Annotated in this window: 21 protein-coding genes; 12 read left to right on the forward strand and 9 right to left on the reverse strand. The window is 56.7% G+C overall.

The annotated features are described in order from the left end of the window. The first annotated feature begins 150 nt into the window (after positions 1-150). From ACL2XP_RS24950 to ACL2XP_RS24960, 3 genes are all read left to right on the forward strand, one after another. Positions 151-363 (forward strand): hypothetical protein, encoded by a 213-nt coding sequence (locus ACL2XP_RS24950; protein WP_413739287.1) that lies wholly within the window; start codon positions 151-153, stop codon positions 361-363. Between the two features lie 54 nt (positions 364-417). Beyond that, positions 418-975 carry a helix-turn-helix transcriptional regulator gene (locus ACL2XP_RS24955; RefSeq protein ID WP_413736114.1) on the forward strand — a complete coding sequence of 186 codons (558 nt, stop codon included), beginning with the start codon at positions 418-420 and terminating at the stop codon, positions 973-975. Between the two features lie 72 nt (positions 976-1,047). After that, the gene (locus tag ACL2XP_RS24960; protein WP_413736115.1) at positions 1,048-1,518 is read left to right on the forward strand and encodes a hypothetical protein; all 471 of its coding nucleotides are present in this window, start codon (positions 1,048-1,050) and stop codon (positions 1,516-1,518) included. 268 nt (positions 1,519-1,786) lie between these two features. Here the strand turns inward: ACL2XP_RS24960 and ACL2XP_RS24965 are convergent, their stop codons facing one another. Further along, entirely contained in the window at positions 1,787-2,362 is a 576-nt protein-coding gene (locus ACL2XP_RS24965; RefSeq protein WP_413736116.1) for a single-stranded DNA-binding protein, read from the reverse strand. 74 nt (positions 2,363-2,436) lie between these two features. Between ACL2XP_RS24965 and ACL2XP_RS24970 the strand changes: the two genes are divergently transcribed. Further along, positions 2,437-2,619, forward strand: coding sequence for a hypothetical protein (locus ACL2XP_RS24970; RefSeq protein ID WP_413736117.1), 183 nt, complete (start codon positions 2,437-2,439; stop codon positions 2,617-2,619). Then, positions 2,612-5,467 (forward strand): excinuclease ABC subunit UvrA, encoded by a 2,856-nt coding sequence (uvrA, locus tag ACL2XP_RS24975; RefSeq protein WP_413736118.1) that lies wholly within the window; start codon positions 2,612-2,614, stop codon positions 5,465-5,467. The genes ACL2XP_RS24970 and uvrA overlap by 8 nt, the downstream gene beginning before the upstream one ends. A 71-nt stretch (positions 5,468-5,538) precedes the next feature. On the opposite strand, the gene ACL2XP_RS24980 is transcribed toward uvrA, so the two are convergent. Both ACL2XP_RS24980 and ACL2XP_RS24985 read right to left on the reverse strand, forming a co-directional pair. Further along, positions 5,539-6,183, reverse strand: a complete 645-nt coding sequence (locus ACL2XP_RS24980; protein WP_413736119.1) for a TenA family protein — start codon at positions 6,181-6,183, stop codon at positions 5,539-5,541. A gap of 2 nt (positions 6,184-6,185) precedes the next feature. Next, positions 6,186-7,028, reverse strand: a complete 843-nt coding sequence (locus ACL2XP_RS24985; protein ID WP_413736120.1) for a BtpA/SgcQ family protein — start codon at positions 7,026-7,028, stop codon at positions 6,186-6,188. A gap of 27 nt (positions 7,029-7,055) precedes the next feature. Between ACL2XP_RS24985 and ACL2XP_RS24990 the strand changes: the two genes are divergently transcribed. Then, the gene (locus tag ACL2XP_RS24990) at positions 7,056-7,955 is read left to right on the forward strand and encodes a PfkB family carbohydrate kinase (RefSeq protein WP_413736121.1); all 900 of its coding nucleotides are present in this window, start codon (positions 7,056-7,058) and stop codon (positions 7,953-7,955) included. Between the two features lie 30 nt (positions 7,956-7,985). On the opposite strand, the gene ACL2XP_RS24995 is transcribed toward ACL2XP_RS24990, so the two are convergent. Next, positions 7,986-8,942, reverse strand: a complete 957-nt coding sequence (locus tag ACL2XP_RS24995; protein WP_413736122.1) for a substrate-binding domain-containing protein — start codon at positions 8,940-8,942, stop codon at positions 7,986-7,988. A gap of 440 nt (positions 8,943-9,382) precedes the next feature. On the opposite strand from ACL2XP_RS24995, the gene ACL2XP_RS25000 reads away from it, so the two are divergent. The 5 genes from ACL2XP_RS25000 to ACL2XP_RS25020 all read left to right on the forward strand — a co-directional run bounded on the left by ACL2XP_RS25000 (position 9,383) and on the right by ACL2XP_RS25020 (position 14,869). Beyond that, the gene (locus ACL2XP_RS25000) at positions 9,383-10,402 is read left to right on the forward strand and encodes a LacI family DNA-binding transcriptional regulator (protein WP_413736123.1); all 1,020 of its coding nucleotides are present in this window, start codon (positions 9,383-9,385) and stop codon (positions 10,400-10,402) included. A 439-nt stretch (positions 10,403-10,841) separates the two neighbouring features. Beyond that, the gene (locus ACL2XP_RS25005; protein WP_413739288.1) at positions 10,842-11,588 is read left to right on the forward strand and encodes an ATP-binding cassette domain-containing protein; all 747 of its coding nucleotides are present in this window, start codon (positions 10,842-10,844) and stop codon (positions 11,586-11,588) included. A 12-nt stretch (positions 11,589-11,600) separates the two neighbouring features. Further along, positions 11,601-12,608 carry an ABC transporter permease gene (locus tag ACL2XP_RS25010; protein ID WP_413736125.1) on the forward strand — a complete coding sequence of 336 codons (1,008 nt, stop codon included), beginning with the start codon at positions 11,601-11,603 and terminating at the stop codon, positions 12,606-12,608. 6 nt (positions 12,609-12,614) lie between these two features. Continuing rightward, positions 12,615-13,694 carry a phosphotriesterase gene (locus ACL2XP_RS25015; RefSeq protein WP_413736126.1) on the forward strand — a complete coding sequence of 360 codons (1,080 nt, stop codon included), beginning with the start codon at positions 12,615-12,617 and terminating at the stop codon, positions 13,692-13,694. A 35-nt stretch (positions 13,695-13,729) separates the two neighbouring features. After that, positions 13,730-14,869 (forward strand): M20 family metallopeptidase, encoded by a 1,140-nt coding sequence (locus tag ACL2XP_RS25020; RefSeq protein ID WP_413736127.1) that lies wholly within the window; start codon positions 13,730-13,732, stop codon positions 14,867-14,869. Between the two features lie 6 nt (positions 14,870-14,875). Here ACL2XP_RS25020 and ACL2XP_RS25025 read toward each other — a convergent pair whose 3' ends face one another. The 5 genes from ACL2XP_RS25025 to dnaB form a co-directional block, all read right to left on the reverse strand. Then, positions 14,876-15,229: an MmcQ/YjbR family DNA-binding protein gene (locus ACL2XP_RS25025; RefSeq protein ID WP_413736129.1), complete on the reverse strand. Its 354-nt coding sequence runs from the start codon at positions 15,227-15,229 to the stop codon at positions 14,876-14,878. A gap of 2 nt (positions 15,230-15,231) precedes the next feature. After that, entirely contained in the window at positions 15,232-15,648 is a 417-nt protein-coding gene (locus ACL2XP_RS25030; RefSeq protein WP_413736130.1) for a secondary thiamine-phosphate synthase enzyme YjbQ, read from the reverse strand. A 160-nt stretch (positions 15,649-15,808) separates the two neighbouring features. Next, positions 15,809-17,002 carry an aromatic amino acid transaminase gene (locus ACL2XP_RS25035; protein WP_413736132.1) on the reverse strand — a complete coding sequence of 398 codons (1,194 nt, stop codon included), beginning with the start codon at positions 17,000-17,002 and terminating at the stop codon, positions 15,809-15,811. A gap of 94 nt (positions 17,003-17,096) precedes the next feature. After that, positions 17,097-18,215: an alanine racemase gene (alr, locus tag ACL2XP_RS25040; protein WP_413736133.1), complete on the reverse strand. Its 1,119-nt coding sequence runs from the start codon at positions 18,213-18,215 to the stop codon at positions 17,097-17,099. A 17-nt stretch (positions 18,216-18,232) separates the two neighbouring features. Beyond that, positions 18,233-19,639 (reverse strand): replicative DNA helicase, encoded by a 1,407-nt coding sequence (dnaB, locus tag ACL2XP_RS25045; RefSeq protein ID WP_413736134.1) that lies wholly within the window; start codon positions 19,637-19,639, stop codon positions 18,233-18,235. A gap of 151 nt (positions 19,640-19,790) precedes the next feature. Here dnaB and ACL2XP_RS25050 point away from each other — a divergent pair, with 151 nt between their 5' ends. Continuing rightward, positions 19,791-20,774, forward strand: coding sequence for a quinone oxidoreductase (locus ACL2XP_RS25050; RefSeq protein WP_413736136.1), 984 nt, complete (start codon positions 19,791-19,793; stop codon positions 20,772-20,774). Positions 20,775-21,055 lie beyond the last annotated feature (281 nt).

A 21,055-nucleotide genomic window follows, 5' to 3' on the forward strand; every position in this document is an offset into this window, starting at 1 on the left:
TTGCGATATCCATCGCTAATATGTTGTATTTAGCCGCTTTTCCCCCGCACACATCATCCGATTTGTTACCCTCTATGGCGCAATATCATGAAAACTTACGTTGACAAGCGTCAACAGTCAATTTACTATCTCCCAATGACGAGGTGGGCGATGAAGGATCATCCCAACAAACATATTCAGGCCGCCATTGAATATGCACTCTCTGAAGGCTGGCATTTTCGTCATAGCAACGGCCATGCGTTTGGCCGCCTTGTCTGTGGAATATCCAGGCATCAAGATCATCAGATGAGCGTTTGGTCTACACCCGGCAACCCGGAAAACCATGCCAGGCAAATCCGCCGCAAAATAAATAGCTGCCGGTAAATTGCCAGACATCCACCCTAACGAGGCGGGACACCGCCTCTGGTTGAGGCACTTATGACCCTCTACAATTTCGCGTTGACTCTCTCGGGGGTAACATCTGATACCAAAGGACTGGAAGACGCCTTGTTTGAAAGCGGTTGTGACGACGCTTTGGTATGCTTTTATGGCAAATCCGTTTACCTGGAGTTCGATCGTGAAAGCGAAACTTTTTTCCAGGCCATATTCAGCGCCATCAGGGATATTGAGTCCGCCCCCCCGGGCGCGAAGGTCATATCCGTCGACGCCAATCTGGTTGGCCTGAGCGATATCGCCGAGTTATCCGATATGTCGCGGCAAGCCATCGCCATGCTCAAAGATGGCACCCGCGGGTCCGGAGATTTCCCCGGGCCGGTTCAGCGCATCAAAGGTATATCTCCGCTGTGGCGCTGGGCCGACGTGGCGGAATGGCTAAGTGAAAAAGGCAAATTAGACGCGGAAATCGCCGCCAATGCCCGGCAACTTGATATTATTAATATCGCGTTGCAGCTGCGGGAAACCACCCAGCGCGACAGCATCGAACGTTATCTGGACCTGCTGGAAAAACCACAACAATTAGCAGATTTCTGCCATTAACATCAGCACCAGGCATCGGCAATCCTTATAACGCCAATGGGGTTCAGGCCAATGCCCGGTCAAGGAGTTCACATGACAACGCCCGTCGCTCGGCTGCATATCGGTAGCGAACAAACCACGGTCGACATCGCCACGCCAGGTCAGGCAAAGATCACGCTGGTGCTGAAACTGGGCTCGCATCTGATTTCCATGACCCACTTTCATCATAATCCGCCCACGCCGGGTGAGATTGAAACCGCGATAATGGTAATTGAAGATGAGATCGCGCTTATTCGTCATGACGTGCCCGCCGGCGCGCAGCTTGTCAGCAATGACCCGCATATGCGCGCTATCGCCCTGTTGGCCGGGGTAGCGGAAAAAGACGAGCTGGCCTTATCCCTTGAGGCCACGGAGCGCCTGTTTGACCGGCTGGCGCGGGTGATCAACGGCCGTCCGGCCAGCGCCGAGGGCATTCCCGAAGGCGGCGATTTCGCGGCCACGCTGCTGATTCTGCGCGAGTTCATGCACCATTTGCAGTTTGAGCGGATCGAGGTGCAAGAATAATACGGCGAGACGTCGCTACCTGAAATCAAGGGAATGGGAAAACGTAACGGATTTAGCGGCATCTGCCTGGAATGGCTGGCTTCGGCCGGGTGTTATCATGTATTTGGTGATGGCTATCCGCCGAGCATGCCCCATGCGATCTTTTGACAATGAAAACCGAATATCGGAAAAACAAAAAGCCACTCGCAGGTGGCTTTTTCTCGTACGGCTAAATCCTAAATCGAGGTTAATCGAGGTTCAAATCCAATAACTTGATTTACACGCGCACTTAGAACGGAATGTCGTCGTCAAAATCCATCGGGGGTTCATTGCCCGCAGCCGGCGCATTGTTGTTCTGCGCCGCGGGACGACCGGCCGGAGGATTGGCGGGCGCCGCGCTGCCCGGATTGCCGCTGAACTGCGCGTTATTGCCCTGGGGCTGCTGTGGCTGGCCCCAACCGCCCTGCTGGCCGCCGCCGGCATTGCCGCCCGCACCAGCGCCCGCCGCGCCGCCCTGACGGCCGCCCAGCATTTGCATGGTGCCGCCAACGTTAACCACGACTTCGGTGGTGTATTTTTCCACGCCGGCCTGATCGGTCCATTTACGGGTTTGCAACGCCCCTTCGATATAGACCTGCGAGCCTTTTTTCAGGTACTCGCCCGCCACTTCCGCCAGCTTGCCGAACAGCACCACGCGGTGCCATTCGGTTTTTTCCTTGGTTTCGCCGGTTTGCTTGTCGCGCCAGCTCTCGGAGGTGGCCAGGGTCATATTGGCCACCGCACCACCGTTCGGCATGTAGCGGACTTCCGGATCCTGGCCCAGATTCCCGACTAGAATCACTTTATTAACGCCTCTGCTGGCCATGTCGACTCTCCTGATAAGATGTTTTACTAAGTGTAATCGGTAAAGTTTACCACGCAAACGCTCAAAGGATACAGGTGAAAATCATTGCGGCGGCGATCCCGCTTCCAGTGGATGCAGAGTTTGCCGTTACAATCAATACTGGATATTCGTTCAGCTTTTTTTGTGTCATAATTATCCGTTTCGCGCTGGCCGTGCCGTTGCAGGTACCGGCCGGCAACAATTATTCATCCGGTGTCGGGATTAAGTTGAATGGATAAGATCGAAGTTCGTGGTGCTCGTACCCATAATCTGAAAAACATTAGTCTGATTATTCCCCGGGACAAGCTTATCGTCATTACCGGCCTGTCGGGCTCAGGCAAATCTTCACTGGCATTCGATACCCTTTATGCCGAGGGACAGCGCCGCTATGTCGAGTCGCTTTCCGCCTATGCCCGGCAGTTTCTTTCCTTAATGGAAAAACCGGATGTCGACCATATCGAGGGGTTGTCGCCGGCCATTTCCATTGAACAGAAATCCACCTCGCATAACCCGCGATCCACCGTCGGGACCATCACCGAGATACATGATTACCTGCGCTTGCTGTTCGCCCGCGTCGGCGAGCCGCGCTGCCCTGACCATGATGTACCGCTGGCGGCGCAAACCGTCAGCCAGATGGTGGATAATGTCCTGCTGCAACCGGAAGGCAAGCGCCTAATGCTGCTGGCGCCGATTGTCAAAGAGCGCAAAGGCGAACACAGCAAAACCCTGGAAAATCTGGCCACCCAGGGTTATATCCGCGCCCGCATCGATGGCGAAGTCTGCGACCTGTCCGATCCGCCCAAGCTGGAACTGCAAAAAAAACATACCATTGAAGTGGTGGTGGACCGGTTCAAGGTGCGCGAAGACCTGGCCCAGCGGCTGGCGGAATCGTTTGAAACCGCGCTGGGCTTATCCGGCGGTACCGCCGTGGTGGCGGAGATGGACGACGATAAAGCCGAAGAGATGCTGTTCTCGGCCAACTTCGCCTGTCCCATCTGCGGTTACAGCATGCCAGAGCTGGAGCCGCGCCTGTTTTCATTCAACAACCCGGCGGGCGCCTGCCCCACCTGCGATGGGCTGGGCGTGCAGCAATATTTCGATCCGGATCGGGTACTGCAGAACCCGGAAATCTCCCTGGCGGGCGGCGCCATTCGCGGCTGGGACCGGCGCAATTTTTATTACTTCCAAATGCTGCGATCGCTGTCCGAGCATTATAAGTTCGACGTGGAGGCGCCGTGGGAGGAGCTGGGCAGCGATATCCAGCAGAAAATCCTGTTCGGTTCGGGCAAGGAAACTATCGAATTCCGCTATCTTAACGATCGGGGCGATAGTTCCATCAGGCGCCATCCCTTCGAAGGCGTGTTGCCGAATATGGAGCGGCGCTACAAAGAAACCGAATCCTCGGCGGTGCGCGAGGAACTGGCCAAGTACATCAGCAACCGCCCCTGCAACAGCTGCGGCGGCACCCGCCTGCGCCGGGAAGCGCGCCATGTATTTGTGGAAAACACCACGCTGCCGACCATTTCCGATATGGGCATCGGCCACGCGCTGAGCTTCTTCGACGACATGAAACTCAGCGGCCAGCGCGCGCAAATTGCGGAAAAAGTGCTCAAAGAGATCCGCGATCGGCTGAAATTCCTGGTGAATGTCGGGCTGAACTACCTCTCTTTATCCCGCTCGGCGGAAACCCTGTCCGGCGGCGAAGCGCAGCGTATCCGCCTGGCGAGCCAAATTGGCGCCGGTCTGGTGGGGGTCATGTATGTGCTGGACGAACCTTCCATCGGGCTGCATCAGCGCGATAATGAACGCCTGCTGGAAACGCTGATTCACCTGCGCAATCTCGGCAATACGGTGATCGTGGTCGAGCATGACGAAGATGCCATCCGCGCGGCGGATCATATTATCGATATCGGTCCGGGCGCCGGGGTACACGGCGGCGAGATCGTGGCGGAAGGCACCGCCGAAGAGATCATGGCCAACCCGGCTTCCCTTACCGGCCAATTCCTGAGCGGCAAGCGGGAAATCGCCATTCCCGAACATCGCATCCCGGCCGATCCCACCAAGGTGCTGAAGCTGATCGGCGCGCGCGGCAATAACCTGAAGGATGTGACCCTGACTTTGCCGGTCGGCCTGTTTACCTGCATTACCGGGGTATCGGGTTCCGGCAAATCGACCTTGATCAACGATACGTTATTCCCGGTGGCGCAGCGCCAGTTAAATGGCGCGACCACCACCGAAGTCGCTCCGTACCGCGATATTCAAGGTCTGGAACATTTCGATAAAGTGATCGATATCGATCAAAGCCCGATCGGACGTACGCCGCGTTCCAACCCCGCCACCTATACCGGGGTGTTTACGCCGGTGCGCGAGCTGTTTGCCGGGGTGCCGGAATCCCGCACCCGCGGGTATACGCCCGGCCGCTTCAGTTTCAACGTGCGCGGCGGGCGTTGCGAAGCCTGCCAGGGGGACGGGGTGATCAAGGTGGAAATGCATTTTCTGCCGGACATCTACGTGCCGTGCGATCAGTGCCGGGGCCAGCGCTACAACCGTGAAACCCTGGAAGTGAAATACAAAGGGAAAAATATCCACGAAGTGCTGGATATGACCATCGAGGATGCCCGCGAATTTTTCGATGCGGTGCCGGCGCTGGCGCGTAAGCTGCAAACGCTGATTGACGTGGGCTTGTCCTACATTCGCCTGGGGCAGTCGGCAACCACGCTGTCCGGCGGGGAGGCGCAGCGCGTCAAGCTGGCCCGCGAACTGTCGAAACGCGGTACCGGCCAGACCCTGTATATTCTGGATGAACCGACCACCGGCCTGCATTTTGCCGATATCCAGCAATTGCTGGCGGTGCTGCATCAACTGCGCGATCAGGGCAATACCATCGTGGTTATCGAGCATAATCTGGACGTGATAAAAACCGCGGACTGGATAGTCGACCTGGGGCCGGAAGGGGGCAACGGCGGCGGGGAAATCCTGGTGTCGGGTACGCCCGAGACGGTGGCGGCCTGTGAGGCGTCCCATACCGCCCGCTTCCTCAAACCGATACTGGCGCGCAAGCATCATCCCATCACCACCGCAGGCTGAACGGCACGCCGCGGCCAGCCTGCTAAAACGCCGGGATCATACCCGGCGTTGTTTTATCCCGTATCATTACATCACGCCAGATAGGCCGCGCTGTGAAAATCGATTTCCCATTCCAGCACCTGGCGGTACAGCGCCGACAGGCGCTGGCGTTCGCCGTCGGGCAAGGCCGCCGCGCAGGTATCCAGTTCTTCTTTAAGCCAGCGGGCCTGGGCAAAAAACGCCTCTTGCGCATGCATATCCACCCAGTGGCGCAGATCGGTATCGCTCTGGGTGGCTTTACTTACGCGCCGGCACCAGGTGAAATACATCCATTCGGCGCCAAACATCAACGTGACGATATCGGCATAACCGCCCTGCCTGGCGGCGCCCAGCATACCGTCGCGAAAACGGCTCACCGCCGGTAAATCCCGCCGGTAGTCATCCGGGTTGATAGCGCGCCGCGCCAAAACCTGTTCGAAATAGCCCATTTGCTCATCCACCAGGGCATTGAGCACTCCCACCAGCCAGCGCTGCTGGCGAATCCCCGGCGCTTTACTGACCGCCAGCGCAAAGATACCGATGGCCGTGGCGACAAAATCGCCTTCGAAGACCAAGTATTGATTAAACACGCGCCCGGGCAGTTGGTCCCGCTCGATGTCGGTCACAAACCGGTGCTGCTGCATGGCATGCCAGGCGGCCTGATGTTCGGCCAACAGTTGATCGCTAAAACCTGCCATTATTACGCCTCCAGCGCCGCCCGGGCGGCGGCCATAAAATGTTTGACCCGGGCCGGTTCCACTTCATTCCACCATACTCCGCCCACTTTCAGGGTGCTGGCGACGATCACGCCCTGGGTTCGCTGTAGAATCTGTCCGACGTTGTCGGGGGTCACGCCCGAACCGACCAGCAGCGGCAACGCGGTTGCCGAACGTATTTCGTCGATTTCTTCCAGGGTTGCGCTATCGCCGGTGCGCTGTCCGGTGGCGATGACCGCATCCGCCTGGAAAAAATCCACATCCCGGGTCAGTTCCTGAATGGAACGATCGGCGACGATGGCGTGGCTGCCGTGCTTGACATGGCTGTCGGCGAATACCCGGATATGCTCGGCCCGGAGCATGCTGCGGTAGCGTAATGCCTTGGCCGCCGCGCCTTCGATAAAACCTTCGTTGGCGATATAAGCGTTGGCCCACTGGTTAACCCGGATAAAATCAGCCCCGCCCGCCAATGCCGTGGCCATGGCCGGCAATGCGGCATTAGCCAGCACGTTAATGCCGAGCGGTACGCCGAATTCCATTTTAATACGATCGGTAATCACCGACATCAGCGCCGCCGTTTCCGGTCCGATATCCTCCGGCTTGGAGAAGGGAATGTCGCCGTGGTTCTCAATAATTAACCCGTGCACGCCGCCTTCGATATAACTTTTGGCGTCATAGAGTGCGCGATCTATTATTTTATCAAAGGCTAACCCTTTATATTGTGGCGAGCCGGGAAAGGCTTCACAGTGCACCACACCAATAACCGCTTTGCTTCTTGAAAATATGTCTTGTATTGCGCTAGGTTTTTCTGCTGATATAGATGCCATCTTGTTTCACCTTCTAAGGAATAAATTATGCACGTCTATGTCGTGGGTAATATTGGCGTTGACCAAACCTATTTAATTGATGAATTGCCTGAAAAAGGCGCATCGATTCATGGCCGTAAAATATCGCAAGATTTGGGCGGAAAAGGTGCTAACCAGGCAATAATTCTGGCCCGCTGCGGAATAAATACCACTCTGATTGCCGCCCGTGGCAATGACGATCACGGCGCTTGGTGCCGCGATAAATTAAAACCGGAATCATTGTCATTATTTCCCATAGAACCAATGGATTGTGCCACCGATACGTCGATTATTTTAAACAGCGCCGACGGCGATAATGCAAACATTACGACCACCGGGGCCGCCGATAGTTTATCTCTCGACCATATCAAGGCTGTTTTAAACGATGCCCAGCCGGGTGATATCGTATTACAACAGGGTAATTTTTCGTATGAAAAAACCCGCGCCGTTTTTGAATTTTCCCACAGCCGTAAATTATACAATGTATTTAATCCCTCGCCGGTTAAAGCCCAATTCGCCCAGTTGTGGCCGCTCATCGATCTGGCGGTGCTCAACGGCGTCGAAGCCCGCCTGCTCAGCCAGGGACAGCGGCAAACCTCGGACGCGGCGCGGCGGTTGCTGGCCGACGGCCTCGGCACGCTAATCATTACCCTGGGCGCCGACGGCGCCCAATTATTCCATGCCGGCGGCCAATGCCGGGTCGCCGCCGCACCCTGCACCCCCGTGGATACCACCGGCGCCGGCGATACCTTCCTGGCGGTCATGCTGGCCTCGTTAATCAAACACGGCGCTCCGGTAGATGCCTTGGCCCTGCGTCACGCGGGGGCGGCTGCGGCAATAACCATCAGCCGCAGCGGCACGCTGAATGCCTTTCCCAGCCGCGCCGAGCTCCAGGCATTGTTGTCCTGAGGACCGGCCCGGCGATCCCGGGCCGGGCTGTTATTTAAACAGCGGACGATAGGCGTCCACGTTCGCTTTGGTCACTACCGTGGCCGGGACCAGGATAGTTTTTTCAACGCTTTTGCCCGCGGTTATCGCGTTAAGCGCTTTGAGCGCCTCGGCACCCATTTTCTCCGGGTCCTGTTGCAACACCGCCGCCACATAACCCTGGTCGATACCGCTGATGGCCTGCGCGGTCAGATCCCAGCCGAAGACTTTGATATCCCCCTGGCGTCCCTGATTGACCACCGCCGCCATGGCCCCTAGCAGCGCGGGTTCGCCGGTGGCATAAATCGCGGTCATATCCGGGTTGCCGGTAATCAGGTTTTCCGCCGCCGTCAGGGCGTTATCCTGGATATTGCGGCCATCCACCACATCCGCTACTTTGATGGCCGGATTGGCTTTAATGGCGTCTTCAAAGCCTTTTTGCCGCGCATTTTGGATCGCTGAATTCAAGGCGCCGACAATGCCGACCTTCGCTTTGCCCGCCATATTTTTATTAACATAATCGGTAAAATAATCGCCGATGATTTTACCGCCTTTAACATTATCCACGCCTACCTGGGATTTATGCGGCCCATCGGGCAGCACCGCATCAATGGCGATAACCGGTATATGGGCATCGGCCGCTTCTTTGATGGCCGGCATAATGCCGTTAACATCAATGGCATCCACCAGAATACCTTTAACCCCTTGTTGGATATAATTTTCGATGGCATCATTTTGGGCGACCGGATTATCGTTGGCATTAAACACCACCAATGATTTTCCACTGGCTTTCGCCGCGTCCTGCGCCCCTTTATTCATTAGGTTAAAGAATAACGCCTGCTGATTAATTTGCACCAGGGCGTAAGTCGGCGGCGCGTCTTTAGCCATTGCACCCCCGGTTAATAATGCCACCGCGGTCAGGGAACAGGCTAAAGTGCGAATAAATCGTTTGCTGGCGTAAAATGACATAAAGAAGTCCTCGTCGGAAATAATTCGTTTCAGGCATAATGCGAAACCGTCAAAACGTCAGCGGACTACGCATTAGGGATTATTTTTTTAGCGGGACAAATATCGATTGGGGCGAAAAATCATGCCCGGCATAAATCGCTGGCGCCGGGTATCGCCTTATCTTTGCTGTGGCATTCAGTACCATAGCCTGTCCATGTAGGCTATTTATCGGTAAGAACTAACAGGTTCGGGAATAATCCCTGGGTGGTTATTGGTGCGGGTAAACTGTCAATTACAATTAATCGCCGCCGTTTTTTTGTCAAGCATTAATTGAAATAATGGCGGAAACCCGCTGAATAATCACGCGCAAAGCAGTGGGCAAAAAAACTGTAACCGCCTGATGGAAATGTGTTAATTATATCCATGGATATACTGGCACCGCTGGAGCGAATGAGTAAAAGATGAGTAAAAAAAGGGTCGTACTCTCGGATGTCGCCAGCCTGGCGGGCCTGTCCAAGGCTACCGTCTCGCGTTATCTCAATAACAGCATCGTCCTGCCGCACGCGACGGTGCAGCGTATCGAAGATGCCATCGCCCAATTGGATTATCGCGCCAATAGCCTGGCCCGGCGGTTGAGCAAAGGCGGCAGCGAAACCCTTGGTCTGGTGCTGCCCGATATCACCAACCCCTTTTTTGCCGAACTGGCCGATGCGGCGGAGGAAGCCGCCTCTGAGCATCGTTATAGCTTGGTGCTCTGCATCACCCGCAATAATCCCGATAAAGAACGGCAATTTATCCGCTGGCTGGATACCTGCCAGGTGGATGGTTTACTGTTTACCACCAATCGGCCGGACCATGGCCTGCTGCGTGAGGAGCTGATCGGGCACCAGCGTATCGTCTTGATCGACGAAGATATTCCGGGCAGCGATGTACCCAAGGTATTTGTGGATAACGTGCAGGGCGGCATCTTGGCAACCCGGCATTTAATTGCGGCCGGGCATAGGCGCATCGCTTTTGTTGGCGGCCCGGATGCCTTGATGAGCGTACGCGAACGCCATGAAGGGTTCAGGCTGGCCATGGCCGAAGCCGGGCTGGTTTGTCCGGCGCAATGGGTGCTCTACGGCGATTACAGTCGCGAATTCGGCCAGGCGGCCCTGCACCAGTTATTGGCGTTGCCGGACGCGCCGACCGCGGTGTTCGCCGCCAGCGATTACCTGGTGCTGGGGCTGCTCGACGGCCTGCGCCAGCGGGGACAAAGCGCGCCGGATGCTTTATCGCTGGTGGGGTTCGATGATGCCAGCTATGCGGATCTGATTACGCCGCGCCTCTCCACTATTCGCCAGCCCGCACGGCTGCTGGGCCGTACCGCCGTCGATATCATGATGAAACTGCTGAACGGCGCCCAGCATACCCAGGATATTCCCCGCATTCCGGTGGAATGGATTGGCCGCGACTCCATCAAAACCTGGCCACCGCAGTAGGCTTATTTGCACCATGGCTGCGCAGGGCTGCACAATCATGCAGCAATTGTTTTTTTGCGCAGCGCACCTGTCCCGCTCCGGATCTTGGTCAAACATCCACCGCCAAAAAAAATTTAATCATTTACAATCAAATAATTAACATTGCCTTGCCTCTATTTTAGCGCGCTATCCGGCACGGTGTGGCATGAATGCTGCTTGGCTGAAAGCGGCGATACAAATATCCACAAGCGGCGGTTCTGGCGAGTGGAACGGCATCAGAGGAATTTCCGTCGGTTTGGTAAACCGGTTTACAAAGGATTTGCGAACCGAAACCGAGGTAAATAACACGATGCCGGCGTGGCGTCCCTGATGGGGCCGGCACGCGCTCCCTTCGTATTTTTTGGCACGATTGGAGGTAAATTCAATGGCTGTAGCACCAAGGGTCCCCCCGCGGGTCGAAATGGTGGATATCACCAAAACCTACGGGTCCATCCGTTCCTTGCGGGGCGTGAATCTCAGTTTGGCGCCCGGCGAAGTGCTTGGCCTGGTCGGCGATAACGGCGCAGGCAAGTCGACGCTGACCAAAATTTTATCCGGCGCGGTGGTGCCGACCAGCGGAGCCATCCGCATCGACGGGTTCGAGACCACATTTGCCAATCCGGCGGATGCCCGGCGCTGCCAAATTGAAATGGTCTATCAGGATCTGTCGCTATGCGACACGGTTGACGTGGCCGGCAATTTGTTTATGGGCCGCGAACCGCAAACCCGGGTACTGGGCATTCCCTTTCTGGACGAAAAAAAAATGCACGCCGAGGCGCGCGAGATGCTCCAGGGGCTGGGTATTTCCATTCCCGATACCCGGCTGCTGGTACGCAATCTGTCCGGCGGCCAACGCCAGGCCATTGCGATCGCCCGCGCGGCGGCCTTTGACCCCAAGGTATTGATTATGGATGAACCCACCGCAGCGCTGGCGGTGGCCGAGGTCGAAGCCGTACTGGAATTAATCAAGCGGGTCAGCGCCCGGGGCGTCAGCGTCATACTGATCACCCACCGCTTGCAGGATCTGTTTTTGGTCTGCGATCGCATCATGGTGATGTATGAAGGCACCAACGTCGCCGATCGACAGGTAGCGGAAACCAGCCTGTCGGATATCGTCAATCTGATCGTCGGTGAGAAGTTCGAGGCGCACTCCGCCCGGGCCCATTAAGGGGATCTTTGCATGAGTATCGTCACTATGTCCACTAACCGTATGATCCGGCATTCATTACCCCGCCGCATTTTGCATAACCATTCCGGCGTCGTGAGCATTGCGCTGTTTTGCCTGTTTTGCTGCGTGGTATTTGCCCTGATTACCGATAATTTTCTCAGCGGTCCGAATTGGCTGAATATTATCCGCCAAAGCGCGCCGCTATTGATCGTCGCCACGGCCATGACGCTGGTGATCACCACCGGCGGCATCGATCTGTCGGTGGGTTCGACCCTGGCCCTGGTCGGCGCGCTATCCGCTATTGCCTTGAATAATTGGGGATTACCCTGGCCGGTGGTGCTGCTCGGCGGGCTGCTGCTGGGCGGATTAATTGGCGCCCTAAACGGCTTTTTTATCGCTTATGAAGGTATCCCGGCCTTTATCGTTACCCTGGCTACCCTGGCGATAGTGCGCGGCGTGGCGCTGCTGATTACCCAGGGTTATTCAATTCCGATACCGGCCGATAGCCCCTTTACCCTGCTGGGCCGCGCCTGGCTGTTGGGGTTGCCGTTGCCGGCGATACTTGGCGTGCTGGCGCTGGTTTGCGGCCATATTTTACTGAACCACACCCGCTTCGGCCGCTATATTACCGGCATCGGCGCCAATGCCGAAGGCGTAAGACGCGCCGGGGTCAATACCCGCTCCACGACGCTCGGGGTTTACATCATCAGCGGCATGAGCGCCGCCCTGGCGGGGATGATCATTACCGCGCGCCTGGGCAGCGGCTCCTCCAATCAAGGTGAAGGGTTCGAATTGCAGGTTATCGCCGCGGTGGTGCTGGGCAGCACCAGCCTGTTCGGCGGTTTCGGCACCATTATCGGTACCCTGTTGGGGGCCCTGTCGATTGCGGTGATCCAAAACGGTTTGATTCTATCGCATATTTCACCGTTTTATACCCAGATTGCCACCGGCACTATTATTTTGCTGGCGATCTGGCTCAATACCCGCATTTTCAACCCGGCACGGCCGATCAAAGGATAGCCGACGATGCAACATACGATTTTTCGCCATGCCGATCCGCTCCCCGTGGGCGTAGGCAGCGGTTATGTCATGACGGTGCTGGGGCCGCTGCCCATCGAACGGATGGGCGTGACGCTGATGCATGAGCATATTTTGCTGGACGCCTCCGGGAAATGGGTGCCGCCCTGCTGTTGCAGCGAACGCCACCTGGCGGAGATGCCGGTGCGCATGGAAAATCTCGGCGAACTGTCGCTTAATCCGCTCGCCAGCCGCGATAACTGCCAGTTGTTCGATCCGGACGTGGCGGTGGAAGAATTAATGAAGTTCCGCGCCTTGGGCGGCGAGACGGTAGTCGATCCGACCAATATCGGTATCGGCCGCGATCCGCTGGCCTTGCAGCGGATTTCGCGCCTGACCGGCCTGAATATCGTTATGGGCACCGGCTTTTACCTGGAGCCGTCCCATCCCGCGTATGTTAAAACCCATTCAGTGGAACAATTGGCTGAACAGTTAATTTTCGATGTGGGCGGCGCGCAGGAAAAACCGCATGTGATCGCCGGGTTAATCGGTGAAATCGGCGTTTCCGCCGCTTTCACCGCCGATGAAGAGAAATCATTGCGGGCGGCCGGCCGGGCCAGCGCCGCCACCGGCGTGGCCATCGAAGTACATTTGCCGGGCTGGGAGCGCCTGGGGCACCGGGTATTGGATATTCTGGAACACGAAGGCGCCGATTTGCGCCATACCGTGTTATGCCATATGAACCCGAGTTTCGCCGACAAGGCCTATCAGCATAGCCTGGCGCGGCGCGGCGCATTTCTTGAATATGATATGATTGGCATGAGCTATTATTATGCCGACGAGTCCGCTCAATCCCCGTCTGACGAACAAAACGCCCAGGCCATCCGCGAATTGATCGACGCCGGTTTTTTAACGCAAATTTTGCTCTCTCAGGACGTGTTTCTTAAAACCATGCTGACCCGCTATGGCGGCCACGGTTATGGTTATATCCTTAAGCATTTTGTACCGCGCCTGCGCCGCCATGGCGTTACCGGCGAACAGCTGGAAACCTTGATGATCCATAATCCCCGGCGCGTATTTACGCGCTAGCCGCCGCGACGCGAAACATACCAGGAGGAGTAACCGTGCAAGCTGACGTAAACCCTGACGATGAGGTCATTGCCCTGACCCGCGCACTGCTGCGCTTTGATACCATAAATCCGCCGGGAGATGAATCCTTGTGCATGGCGTTTCTGGCGGATTATCTGCAACAGCAGGGGTTTAACGTTCATTTGCAGCAGTTTGGCGATCGGCGATTTAATTTGTTGGCGCGCATCGACGGCCATCGGCCCGAACGCGCGCCGCTGGCCTTTACCGGGCATCTTGATACCGTACCCCTGGGCAATGCCGAATGGCGCTTCGGCGCCTTTGACGGCGAGATTGTCGACGGCAGGCTGTACGGACGGGGCGCTAGCGACATGAAGGCGGCGATCGCCGCCTTCATCGTGGCCTGCCGGCAACAGCGATCGGCTATAGCAGCCGGCTGCGGCGTAGTGCTGCTATTAACCGGCGGCGAGGAAACGGGTTGTGACGGCGCCCGGGCGCTGATCGCCGAAGCACGCGAACAGCTGCCGAAAATCGGGGCATTAATCGTCGGCGAACCCACGGCCAATTATCCGGTGGTCGGTCATAAAGGCGCCCTGTGGCTACGCTGTGAAACCCGGGGTAAAACCGCCCATGGCGCAATGCCGGAGCTGGGGATCAACGCCATATACCTGGCCGCCGAGGCCATTGGCAAAATCCGACATTTCGAACCGGGCGCGCCGCACCCCTTAATGAAGCGTCCCACGCTCAATGTCGGCACGATCGACGGCGGTCTGAATATCAACTCGGTCCCCGATCGCAGCCGGTTTGATGTGGACATCCGCACCGCGCCCAATTTGCGCCATGACGAAATCCGCCAACGGCTGACCACCGCCATGGGCGATACCGTGACGATAACTACGCTGGTGGATTTGCCTTCGATATTGACGGAACCCCGCAATGCCTGGATTCGCCAGGTCTTCGCCCGCTGCGCGCCGTTGCATTACGCCCCGCTGGAGCCGCGCGTGGTACCCTATTTCACCGATGCTTCAGTACTGCTTGATGCGCTCGGCTCGCCGCCCTGTATTATCCTTGGTCCGGGTGAACCGGCCATGGCCCATCAAACGGATGAATATTGCGCGGTAGATAAACTCCGCCAAGCCGTGGTTTTATACGGGCAGTTAATCAGCGACTGGGGTTAAGGCGGGTTAGATATTCAGTTCCTGGCGCAATGCATCCGGCAGGGCCGCCACCGCCAGTTGCCATGAGGCATCCGCCAGGTAATAAAATTGCGAGTCCGGGATATCTCCGTCTAGGAATAGCGTATTCCAGTGCGTCTTATTCAGCAGGGCACAGGGCACCAGGGACTTGTATTCGCCGCGCAGCGACTCCGCCATCTCCGGGCTGCTTTTGAGCGAAATCGCCGGCCGGCCGTCCACTTCATGGGTCATGGCGAACATCACCTCCCCCACCTTGATCTGGCTGGCCTGCCACTCCTGCCTGATGCTCTGCTCCGCGCCTGGCTTGCCCATGCAATACGTGAGAAAAGTCGATTGATCCATATTTACTCTCCTTGCAGGGTGGCGATAATATGCCGTTCGCCTCCCCGGTTGCGATGTTCGCCCAGCCAAATCCCTTGCCAGGTGCCCAACAATAATTTACCCCGTCCGACGGGAATCAACAGTGATGCACCCAGTAAAGATGATTTAATATGAGCCGGCATATCGTCAGGCCCCTCGTAATCGTGTTGATAGGGAGCATCTTCCGGTACCTGGCGCAAGAAGTGGTTTTCCATATCGGCCCTGACGCTGGGATCGCAATTTTCGTTCAGCGTCAGCGAGGCCGAGGTATGCTGCAATAACAAATGCAGTAACCCGGTATTAATGTCGGATAAATGGGCGAGACGGTCGGTTATCTCTTGGGTCACCAAATGAAAACCCCGCGTACGGGCCTTAAAAATCAGGGTTTGTTGATACCACATAGTTCACGCTCCTCTGTTTACACGTAAGTATAGTGCGCAACGCGAAACGCCGGGGAACCGGGCAGCCGGCCGATGCGGGACAAAAGAAAGGCGCCCTCCGGCCCGGCCAAAAAAAAGCCCGCCCCCGTGACTAACGGAGGCGGGCCTGATGGCGAAGGGATTAGCGCAGCGCGGCGATCGCCCGCGCCACCTGCTGCACGTTATCGGTATTCAGACCGGCGAGGCACATGCGCCCGCTGCCAATCAGGTAAACCCCGAATTCATCGCGCAGCCGGTCAACCTGCCCCGAACTGAGGCCGGTATAACTGAACATACCCCGCTGGCGCAGCAAATAATCGAAATTACGCGCCGGCAGGGAGATTTTCAGCGCATCCACCAAACTTTGGCGCATCTGCAAAATACGCGTGCGCATTGCGGCAACTTCCTGGCGCCATACCGCGTTTAACGCCGGATCGTTAAGTACCCTGGACACCACCTGCGCGCCAAAATTCGGCGGACTGGAGTAGTTGCGGCGCACCGTCGACGTCAACTGTCCCAGGACTCTGGCGGCCTCCTCGGCGCTATCGCACACCACCGATAAGGTGCCGACCCGCTCCGCATACAACGAGAATATTTTGGAAAATGACTGGCTGACCAGGCAAGGCAAGCCCAGGCGCGCCATCTCACGCACCGCGAAGGCATCGTCATCCAGGCCTTCGCCGAAACCCTGGTAAGCGATATCCAGGAAGGGAATCAACCCGCGTTCCGCCACTACCTCAATCACCCGTTCCCATTGCTCGCGGGTAAGATCGGAGCCGGTGGGGTTATGGCAGCAGGGGTGCAGCAAAACAATACTTTTCGCCGGCAACGTTTGCAGGCACGCCAGCATCGCGCTGAAATCCACCCCCAATTTATCGCCGTCGAAATAGGGGTAGCGGTCGACGTTAAAACCGGCGCCGGAAAAAATCGCCACATGGTTTTCCCAGGTAGGGTCGCTGACCCACACGGTGGACTGCGGGAAATACGTTTTAAGGAAATCAGCGCCGATCTTCAGCCCGCCCGAACCACCCACCGTTTGGATGGTGGCGATGCGCGCGGCGGCAAGCATCGGATGATTTTCGCCAAACAGCAGCGCCTGGCTGGCGCTGCGATAAGCGGGCAAACCCGACATCGGCAAATAGGCCATCGCCTGCCTGGGATCGGCTTCCAGCATGGCTTCCGCCTGCGCTACCGCGCTCAACTGCGGGATTATCGCCTGCTCATTGTAATAAAGCCCGATGCTCAGGTTGACCTTATCGGGCCGGGGGTCCTGTTTGTAGGTTTCCATCAGCGACAGGATCGGGTCCCCCGCGTAAGCATCAACATTCTGGAACACAGCAGATCTCCTGGTTTACGGGTTCAATCATGAAGCCCCGTCAGTACATTACCAAAGATTCAATATCATTTGGGCGCCGGCTGATTAAAATAATTCACCGGGATGCCGGTTCCCGGCCCGCGCCGGCATGTTCGCCATCCACATATTCCACCGTCACCCGCGAGGTGAGCCTGGTAATCAATTCATAAGCGCTGATGCCGCTGGCGGCCGCCACTCGTTCCACCGGCAGCTCGGGGCCCCACAAGACCACCCGGTCGCCTACCCGGTCCTGGCTTTCCGGACCCAGATCCACCGTTAACATATCCATGGAGATCCGCCCGGCCAGCGGTACATTGCGGCCATTGACCCACACCGGCGTGCCGTTCGGGGCGCTGCGCGGGTAACCATCGCCATAGCCGAAGGCGACTACGCCGAGCCGGGTATCCCGCGGGCTGACCCAAATGCCGCCATAACCGCTGGCTTCGCCCGCCTGATGATCGCGCACCGCGATCAGCGCGGAGGTCAGGGTCATGGCGGGACGGAAACCAAACTCCGACGCCTCGCCGGTACCCAGGGGCGAGACGCCATAAAGCACGATCCCGGGCCTGACCAGATCGCGATGTGATTGCGGCCACAGGAGAATACCGCCCGAGGCGGCAATGGAGCGCCGGCCCGGTTTGTCCTGGCCGAAGCGATCAAAACAGGCCAATTGCAGGGAGGTCGCGTCCAGTTGCGGCTCGTCGGCGCGGGCAAAGTGGCTCATGATATTTATCGGCCCGGCGATATTCGGACAGGCCGCCAGACGCGCGTAAAATGCCTCTGCCTCACGGGGCAGGACCCCCAGACGATGCATGCCGGTATCCAGTTTCATCCATACCTGCAACGGCTGCGCCAGCGTTGCCTGTTCCAATGCCCGCAGTTGTTCGATGCTATGCACCGCGGTGGCAAGATGGTGCTGGACCAACAGCGGCAATTCGTCGGCGCTGAAAAAACCTTCCAGCAGCAAAATAGGTTTGGCGATACCGGCGTTACGCAGCGCCAGCGCCTCGCCAAGACGCGCCACGCCGAAATAATCGGCCTCATCGCGCAACGTGAAAGCGGTCTCCAGCAGCCCATGGCCGTATGCGTTCGCTTTCACTACCGCCACTATCTGGCTGTGCGGGGCTAACCGGCGTACTTGCCGCAGATTATGACGCAAAGCCTGGCGATCAATAACGGCAATTGCCGTTTTCATTATCCTTGTCCTGGTTATTATTCATCATCATATTGTGGCCCGGCATAACTATCGAACCGCGACCACTGCCCGTTAAACGTTAACCGTACCGTCCCGATCGGGCCGTTACGTTGCTTACCCAGAATAATTTCCGCGATACCTTTCATATCGCTGTTTTCGTGGTAGACCTCGTCGCGATAGATAAACATGATCAAGTCGGCATCCTGCTCGATCGAGCCGGACTCACGCAGATCGGAGTTGATCGGCCGCTTATCGGCGCGCTGTTCCAGGCCGCGGTTCAGCTGGGACAGCGCCACGACCGGCACCTGCAGCTCTTTTGCCAGCGCCTTCAGCGAGCGGGAAATTTCGGCGATTTCCAGCGTGCGGTTTTCAGACAACTGCGGCACGCGCATCAATTGCAAATAGTCGATCATGATAAGGCTCAGGCCATCGTGTTCGCGGAAAACGCGCCTGGCGCGGGATCGTACATCGGTCGGCGTCAGGCCCGATGAATCATCGATATACATATTGCGTTTTTCCAGCAGGATACCCATGGTGCTGGAAATGCGCGCCCAGTCTTCATCATCAAGCTGGCCGGTGCGGATACGCGTCTGGTCCACGCGGGACAATGAGGCCAGCATACGCATCATGATTTGCTCGCCGGGCATTTCCAGGCTGAAAATCAGCACCGGTTTATCTTCGGTCATGGCGGCGTTTTCGCACAGGTTCATGGCGAAGGTGGTCTTACCCATCGAGGGGCGCGCGGCAATAATAATCAGATCGGATTTTTGCAAGCCGGCGGTTTTTTTATCCAGGTCATGATAACCGCTGGACACCCCGGTCACCCCATCGTGGGGTTTTTGATAAAGCTGCTCGATGCGCGCCACGGTATCTTCCAGGATGCGGTCGATACTCTTGGGTCCCTCATCTTTACTGGCGCGATTCTCGGCAATCTGGAACACCCGCGATTCCGCCAAATCAAGCAGATCTTCGCTGCTGCGCCCCTGGGGATCATACCCGGCATCGGCTATTTCATGGGCCACGGCAATCATTTCGCGGACCACCGCGCGCTCACGGACGATATCGGCGTAAGCGGAGATATTGGCCGCGCTGGGGGTGTTTTTCGATAATTCCGCCAGGTAAGCGAAACCGCCCACGGAATCCAGATCGCCCTTTTGCTCCAGCGATTCGGATAGCGTGATCAAATCGATAGGCTTGTTCAGTTCGAGCAAGCGCTGCATCTCGCCGAAAATCAGCCGGTGGGGCCGATTAAAGAAATCTTTGGCGGTGACGCGTTCAGCGACATTGTCCCAACGCTCATTATCCAGCATTAAGCCACCCAACACCGACTGCTCCGCTTCCAGCGAATGGGGCGGGAGTTTCAGGCCCTCGACTTGGCGGTCCCGGGAGAAGCTTGTTTTATTGGCTGGTTTTTTTTCTGACATGGGGTAATGACTTTGCCTGATAGATGAAGCATTAGTTAAGAATGCATTGTATCGTTGATTGTCGCCAAATCCTATGTGGCTTTGCAAACCGGCGCTAACAGCTTAAGGTTAATTAAGAAATAAACCAGACTATCCAAGCTGAGGAACAGATATGGCAAAGCGCATTCAATTTTCCGCCAATGGCGGCCCGGAAGTATTGCAATACGTGGATTTCACCCCGGCGGACCCGGTGCAGGGCGAAGTACAGGTAGCGAATAAAGCTATAGGGATCAATTATATTGATACCTATGTGCGCAGCGGTTTATACCCTACCCCGGCTAAACCTTCCGGGCTGGGAACCGAGGCCGCAGGAATTATCACCAAAGTGGGACCCGGCGTCACCAGCCTCAAGCCGGGGGATCGCGTGGTCTATGCCCACTCGTCCCTGGGAGCTTATGGCGACGTGCATAATGTTCCCCAGAAAAATATCGCCGTTTTACCCGACGCCATATCCTTCGAACAGGCCGCCGCATCATTTTTAAAAGGCCTGACGGTCTATTATCTGTTACGCCAAACCTATGAAATCAAACCCAACGAGATCTTCTTGTTCCATGCCGCGGCCGGCGGGGTTGGACGCATCGCCTGCCAGTGGGCCAAGGCGCTGGGCGCCAAAATGATTGGCACCGTCGGCTCGGCGGAAAAAGCCGCCTTGGCGAAAGAGGCCGGCGCCTGGGAGATTATCAATTATCGGGAAGAGAACGTGCCCGAACGGGTGGCCGCGTTGACCAGCGGTAAAAAGGTCAGCGTAGTCTATGATTCCGTAGGCAAAAGCACCTGGGAGGCTTCGCTCGATAGCTTGCACCGCCGCGGCCTGATGGTAAGTTTCGGTAATTCATCCGGCCCGGTGACCGGCGTTAACCTGGCAATCCTCAATCAGAAAGGTTCTTTATATGTGACCCGCCCGTCGTTAAATGGGTATGTCACCAACCATGAAGAGCTCACATTGGCCAGCAATGAGTTGTTTTCAATGATTGCCAGCGGCGCGATTAACATCGACGTGCCGGAGAAACAAAAATTCCCGCTGGCTGAAGCGCAACGGGCGCACCAGGCGCTGGAAAGCCGCGAAACCAGCGGATCTTCGCTGCTGATTCCGTGATAGGGCTATAACCGTCACCAAAAAAAACGGGCCTCATCCATAAGGAAAGGGGCCCGGTATAAAGTTGCTTTAATCAGCACTATAGGATGATATTTTTATTAATTGTATGTAGTCGTTATAAGTCGATGTTTTTATTTTTTTGTAGGTACAGCAGTTGTCGTCACCAGACGATGCAGCTTATGGTGCTATCATTTTATTGGTGGCTATCATTTTCCGATGACGTTGATGAATTCACTGCTACAACGATAGCGCGGTATCTTAGCAGCACTCATAAGCAAAAA

Origin of the sequence: Sodalis sp. RH21 (genome assembly GCF_047324175.1) — a bacterium.
Taxonomy (GTDB): Bacteria; Pseudomonadota; Gammaproteobacteria; order Enterobacterales; family Enterobacteriaceae; genus Acerihabitans.

Excerpts from the sequence above, each read along its gene's own strand:
- ACL2XP_RS24950 (WP_413739287.1), top strand. The coding sequence starts at position 151 with ATGAAGGATCATCCCAACAAACATATTCAGGCCGCCATTGAATATGCA.
- ACL2XP_RS24955 (WP_413736114.1), top strand. The coding sequence starts at position 418 with ATGACCCTCTACAATTTCGCGTTGACTCTCTCGGGGGTAACATCTGAT.
- ACL2XP_RS24960 (WP_413736115.1), top strand. The coding sequence starts at position 1,048 with ATGACAACGCCCGTCGCTCGGCTGCATATCGGTAGCGAACAAACCACG.
- ACL2XP_RS24965 (WP_413736116.1), bottom strand. The coding sequence starts at position 2,362 with ATGGCCAGCAGAGGCGTTAATAAAGTGATTCTAGTCGGGAATCTGGGC.
- uvrA (WP_413736118.1), top strand. The coding sequence starts at position 2,612 with ATGGATAAGATCGAAGTTCGTGGTGCTCGTACCCATAATCTGAAAAAC.
- ACL2XP_RS24980 (WP_413736119.1), bottom strand. The coding sequence starts at position 6,183 with ATGGCAGGTTTTAGCGATCAACTGTTGGCCGAACATCAGGCCGCCTGG.
- ACL2XP_RS24985 (WP_413736120.1), bottom strand. The coding sequence starts at position 7,028 with ATGGCATCTATATCAGCAGAAAAACCTAGCGCAATACAAGACATATTT.
- ACL2XP_RS24990 (WP_413736121.1), top strand. The coding sequence starts at position 7,056 with ATGCACGTCTATGTCGTGGGTAATATTGGCGTTGACCAAACCTATTTA.
- ACL2XP_RS24995 (WP_413736122.1), bottom strand. The coding sequence starts at position 8,942 with ATGTCATTTTACGCCAGCAAACGATTTATTCGCACTTTAGCCTGTTCC.
- ACL2XP_RS25000 (WP_413736123.1), top strand. The coding sequence starts at position 9,383 with ATGAGTAAAAAAAGGGTCGTACTCTCGGATGTCGCCAGCCTGGCGGGC.
- ACL2XP_RS25005 (WP_413739288.1), top strand. The coding sequence starts at position 10,842 with ATGGTGGATATCACCAAAACCTACGGGTCCATCCGTTCCTTGCGGGGC.
- ACL2XP_RS25010 (WP_413736125.1), top strand. The coding sequence starts at position 11,601 with ATGAGTATCGTCACTATGTCCACTAACCGTATGATCCGGCATTCATTA.
- ACL2XP_RS25015 (WP_413736126.1), top strand. The coding sequence starts at position 12,615 with ATGCAACATACGATTTTTCGCCATGCCGATCCGCTCCCCGTGGGCGTA.
- ACL2XP_RS25025 (WP_413736129.1), bottom strand. The coding sequence starts at position 15,229 with ATGGATCAATCGACTTTTCTCACGTATTGCATGGGCAAGCCAGGCGCG.
- ACL2XP_RS25030 (WP_413736130.1), bottom strand. The coding sequence starts at position 15,648 with ATGTGGTATCAACAAACCCTGATTTTTAAGGCCCGTACGCGGGGTTTT.
- alr (WP_413736133.1), bottom strand. The coding sequence starts at position 18,215 with ATGAAAACGGCAATTGCCGTTATTGATCGCCAGGCTTTGCGTCATAAT.
- dnaB (WP_413736134.1), bottom strand. The coding sequence starts at position 19,639 with ATGTCAGAAAAAAAACCAGCCAATAAAACAAGCTTCTCCCGGGACCGC.
- ACL2XP_RS25050 (WP_413736136.1), top strand. The coding sequence starts at position 19,791 with ATGGCAAAGCGCATTCAATTTTCCGCCAATGGCGGCCCGGAAGTATTG.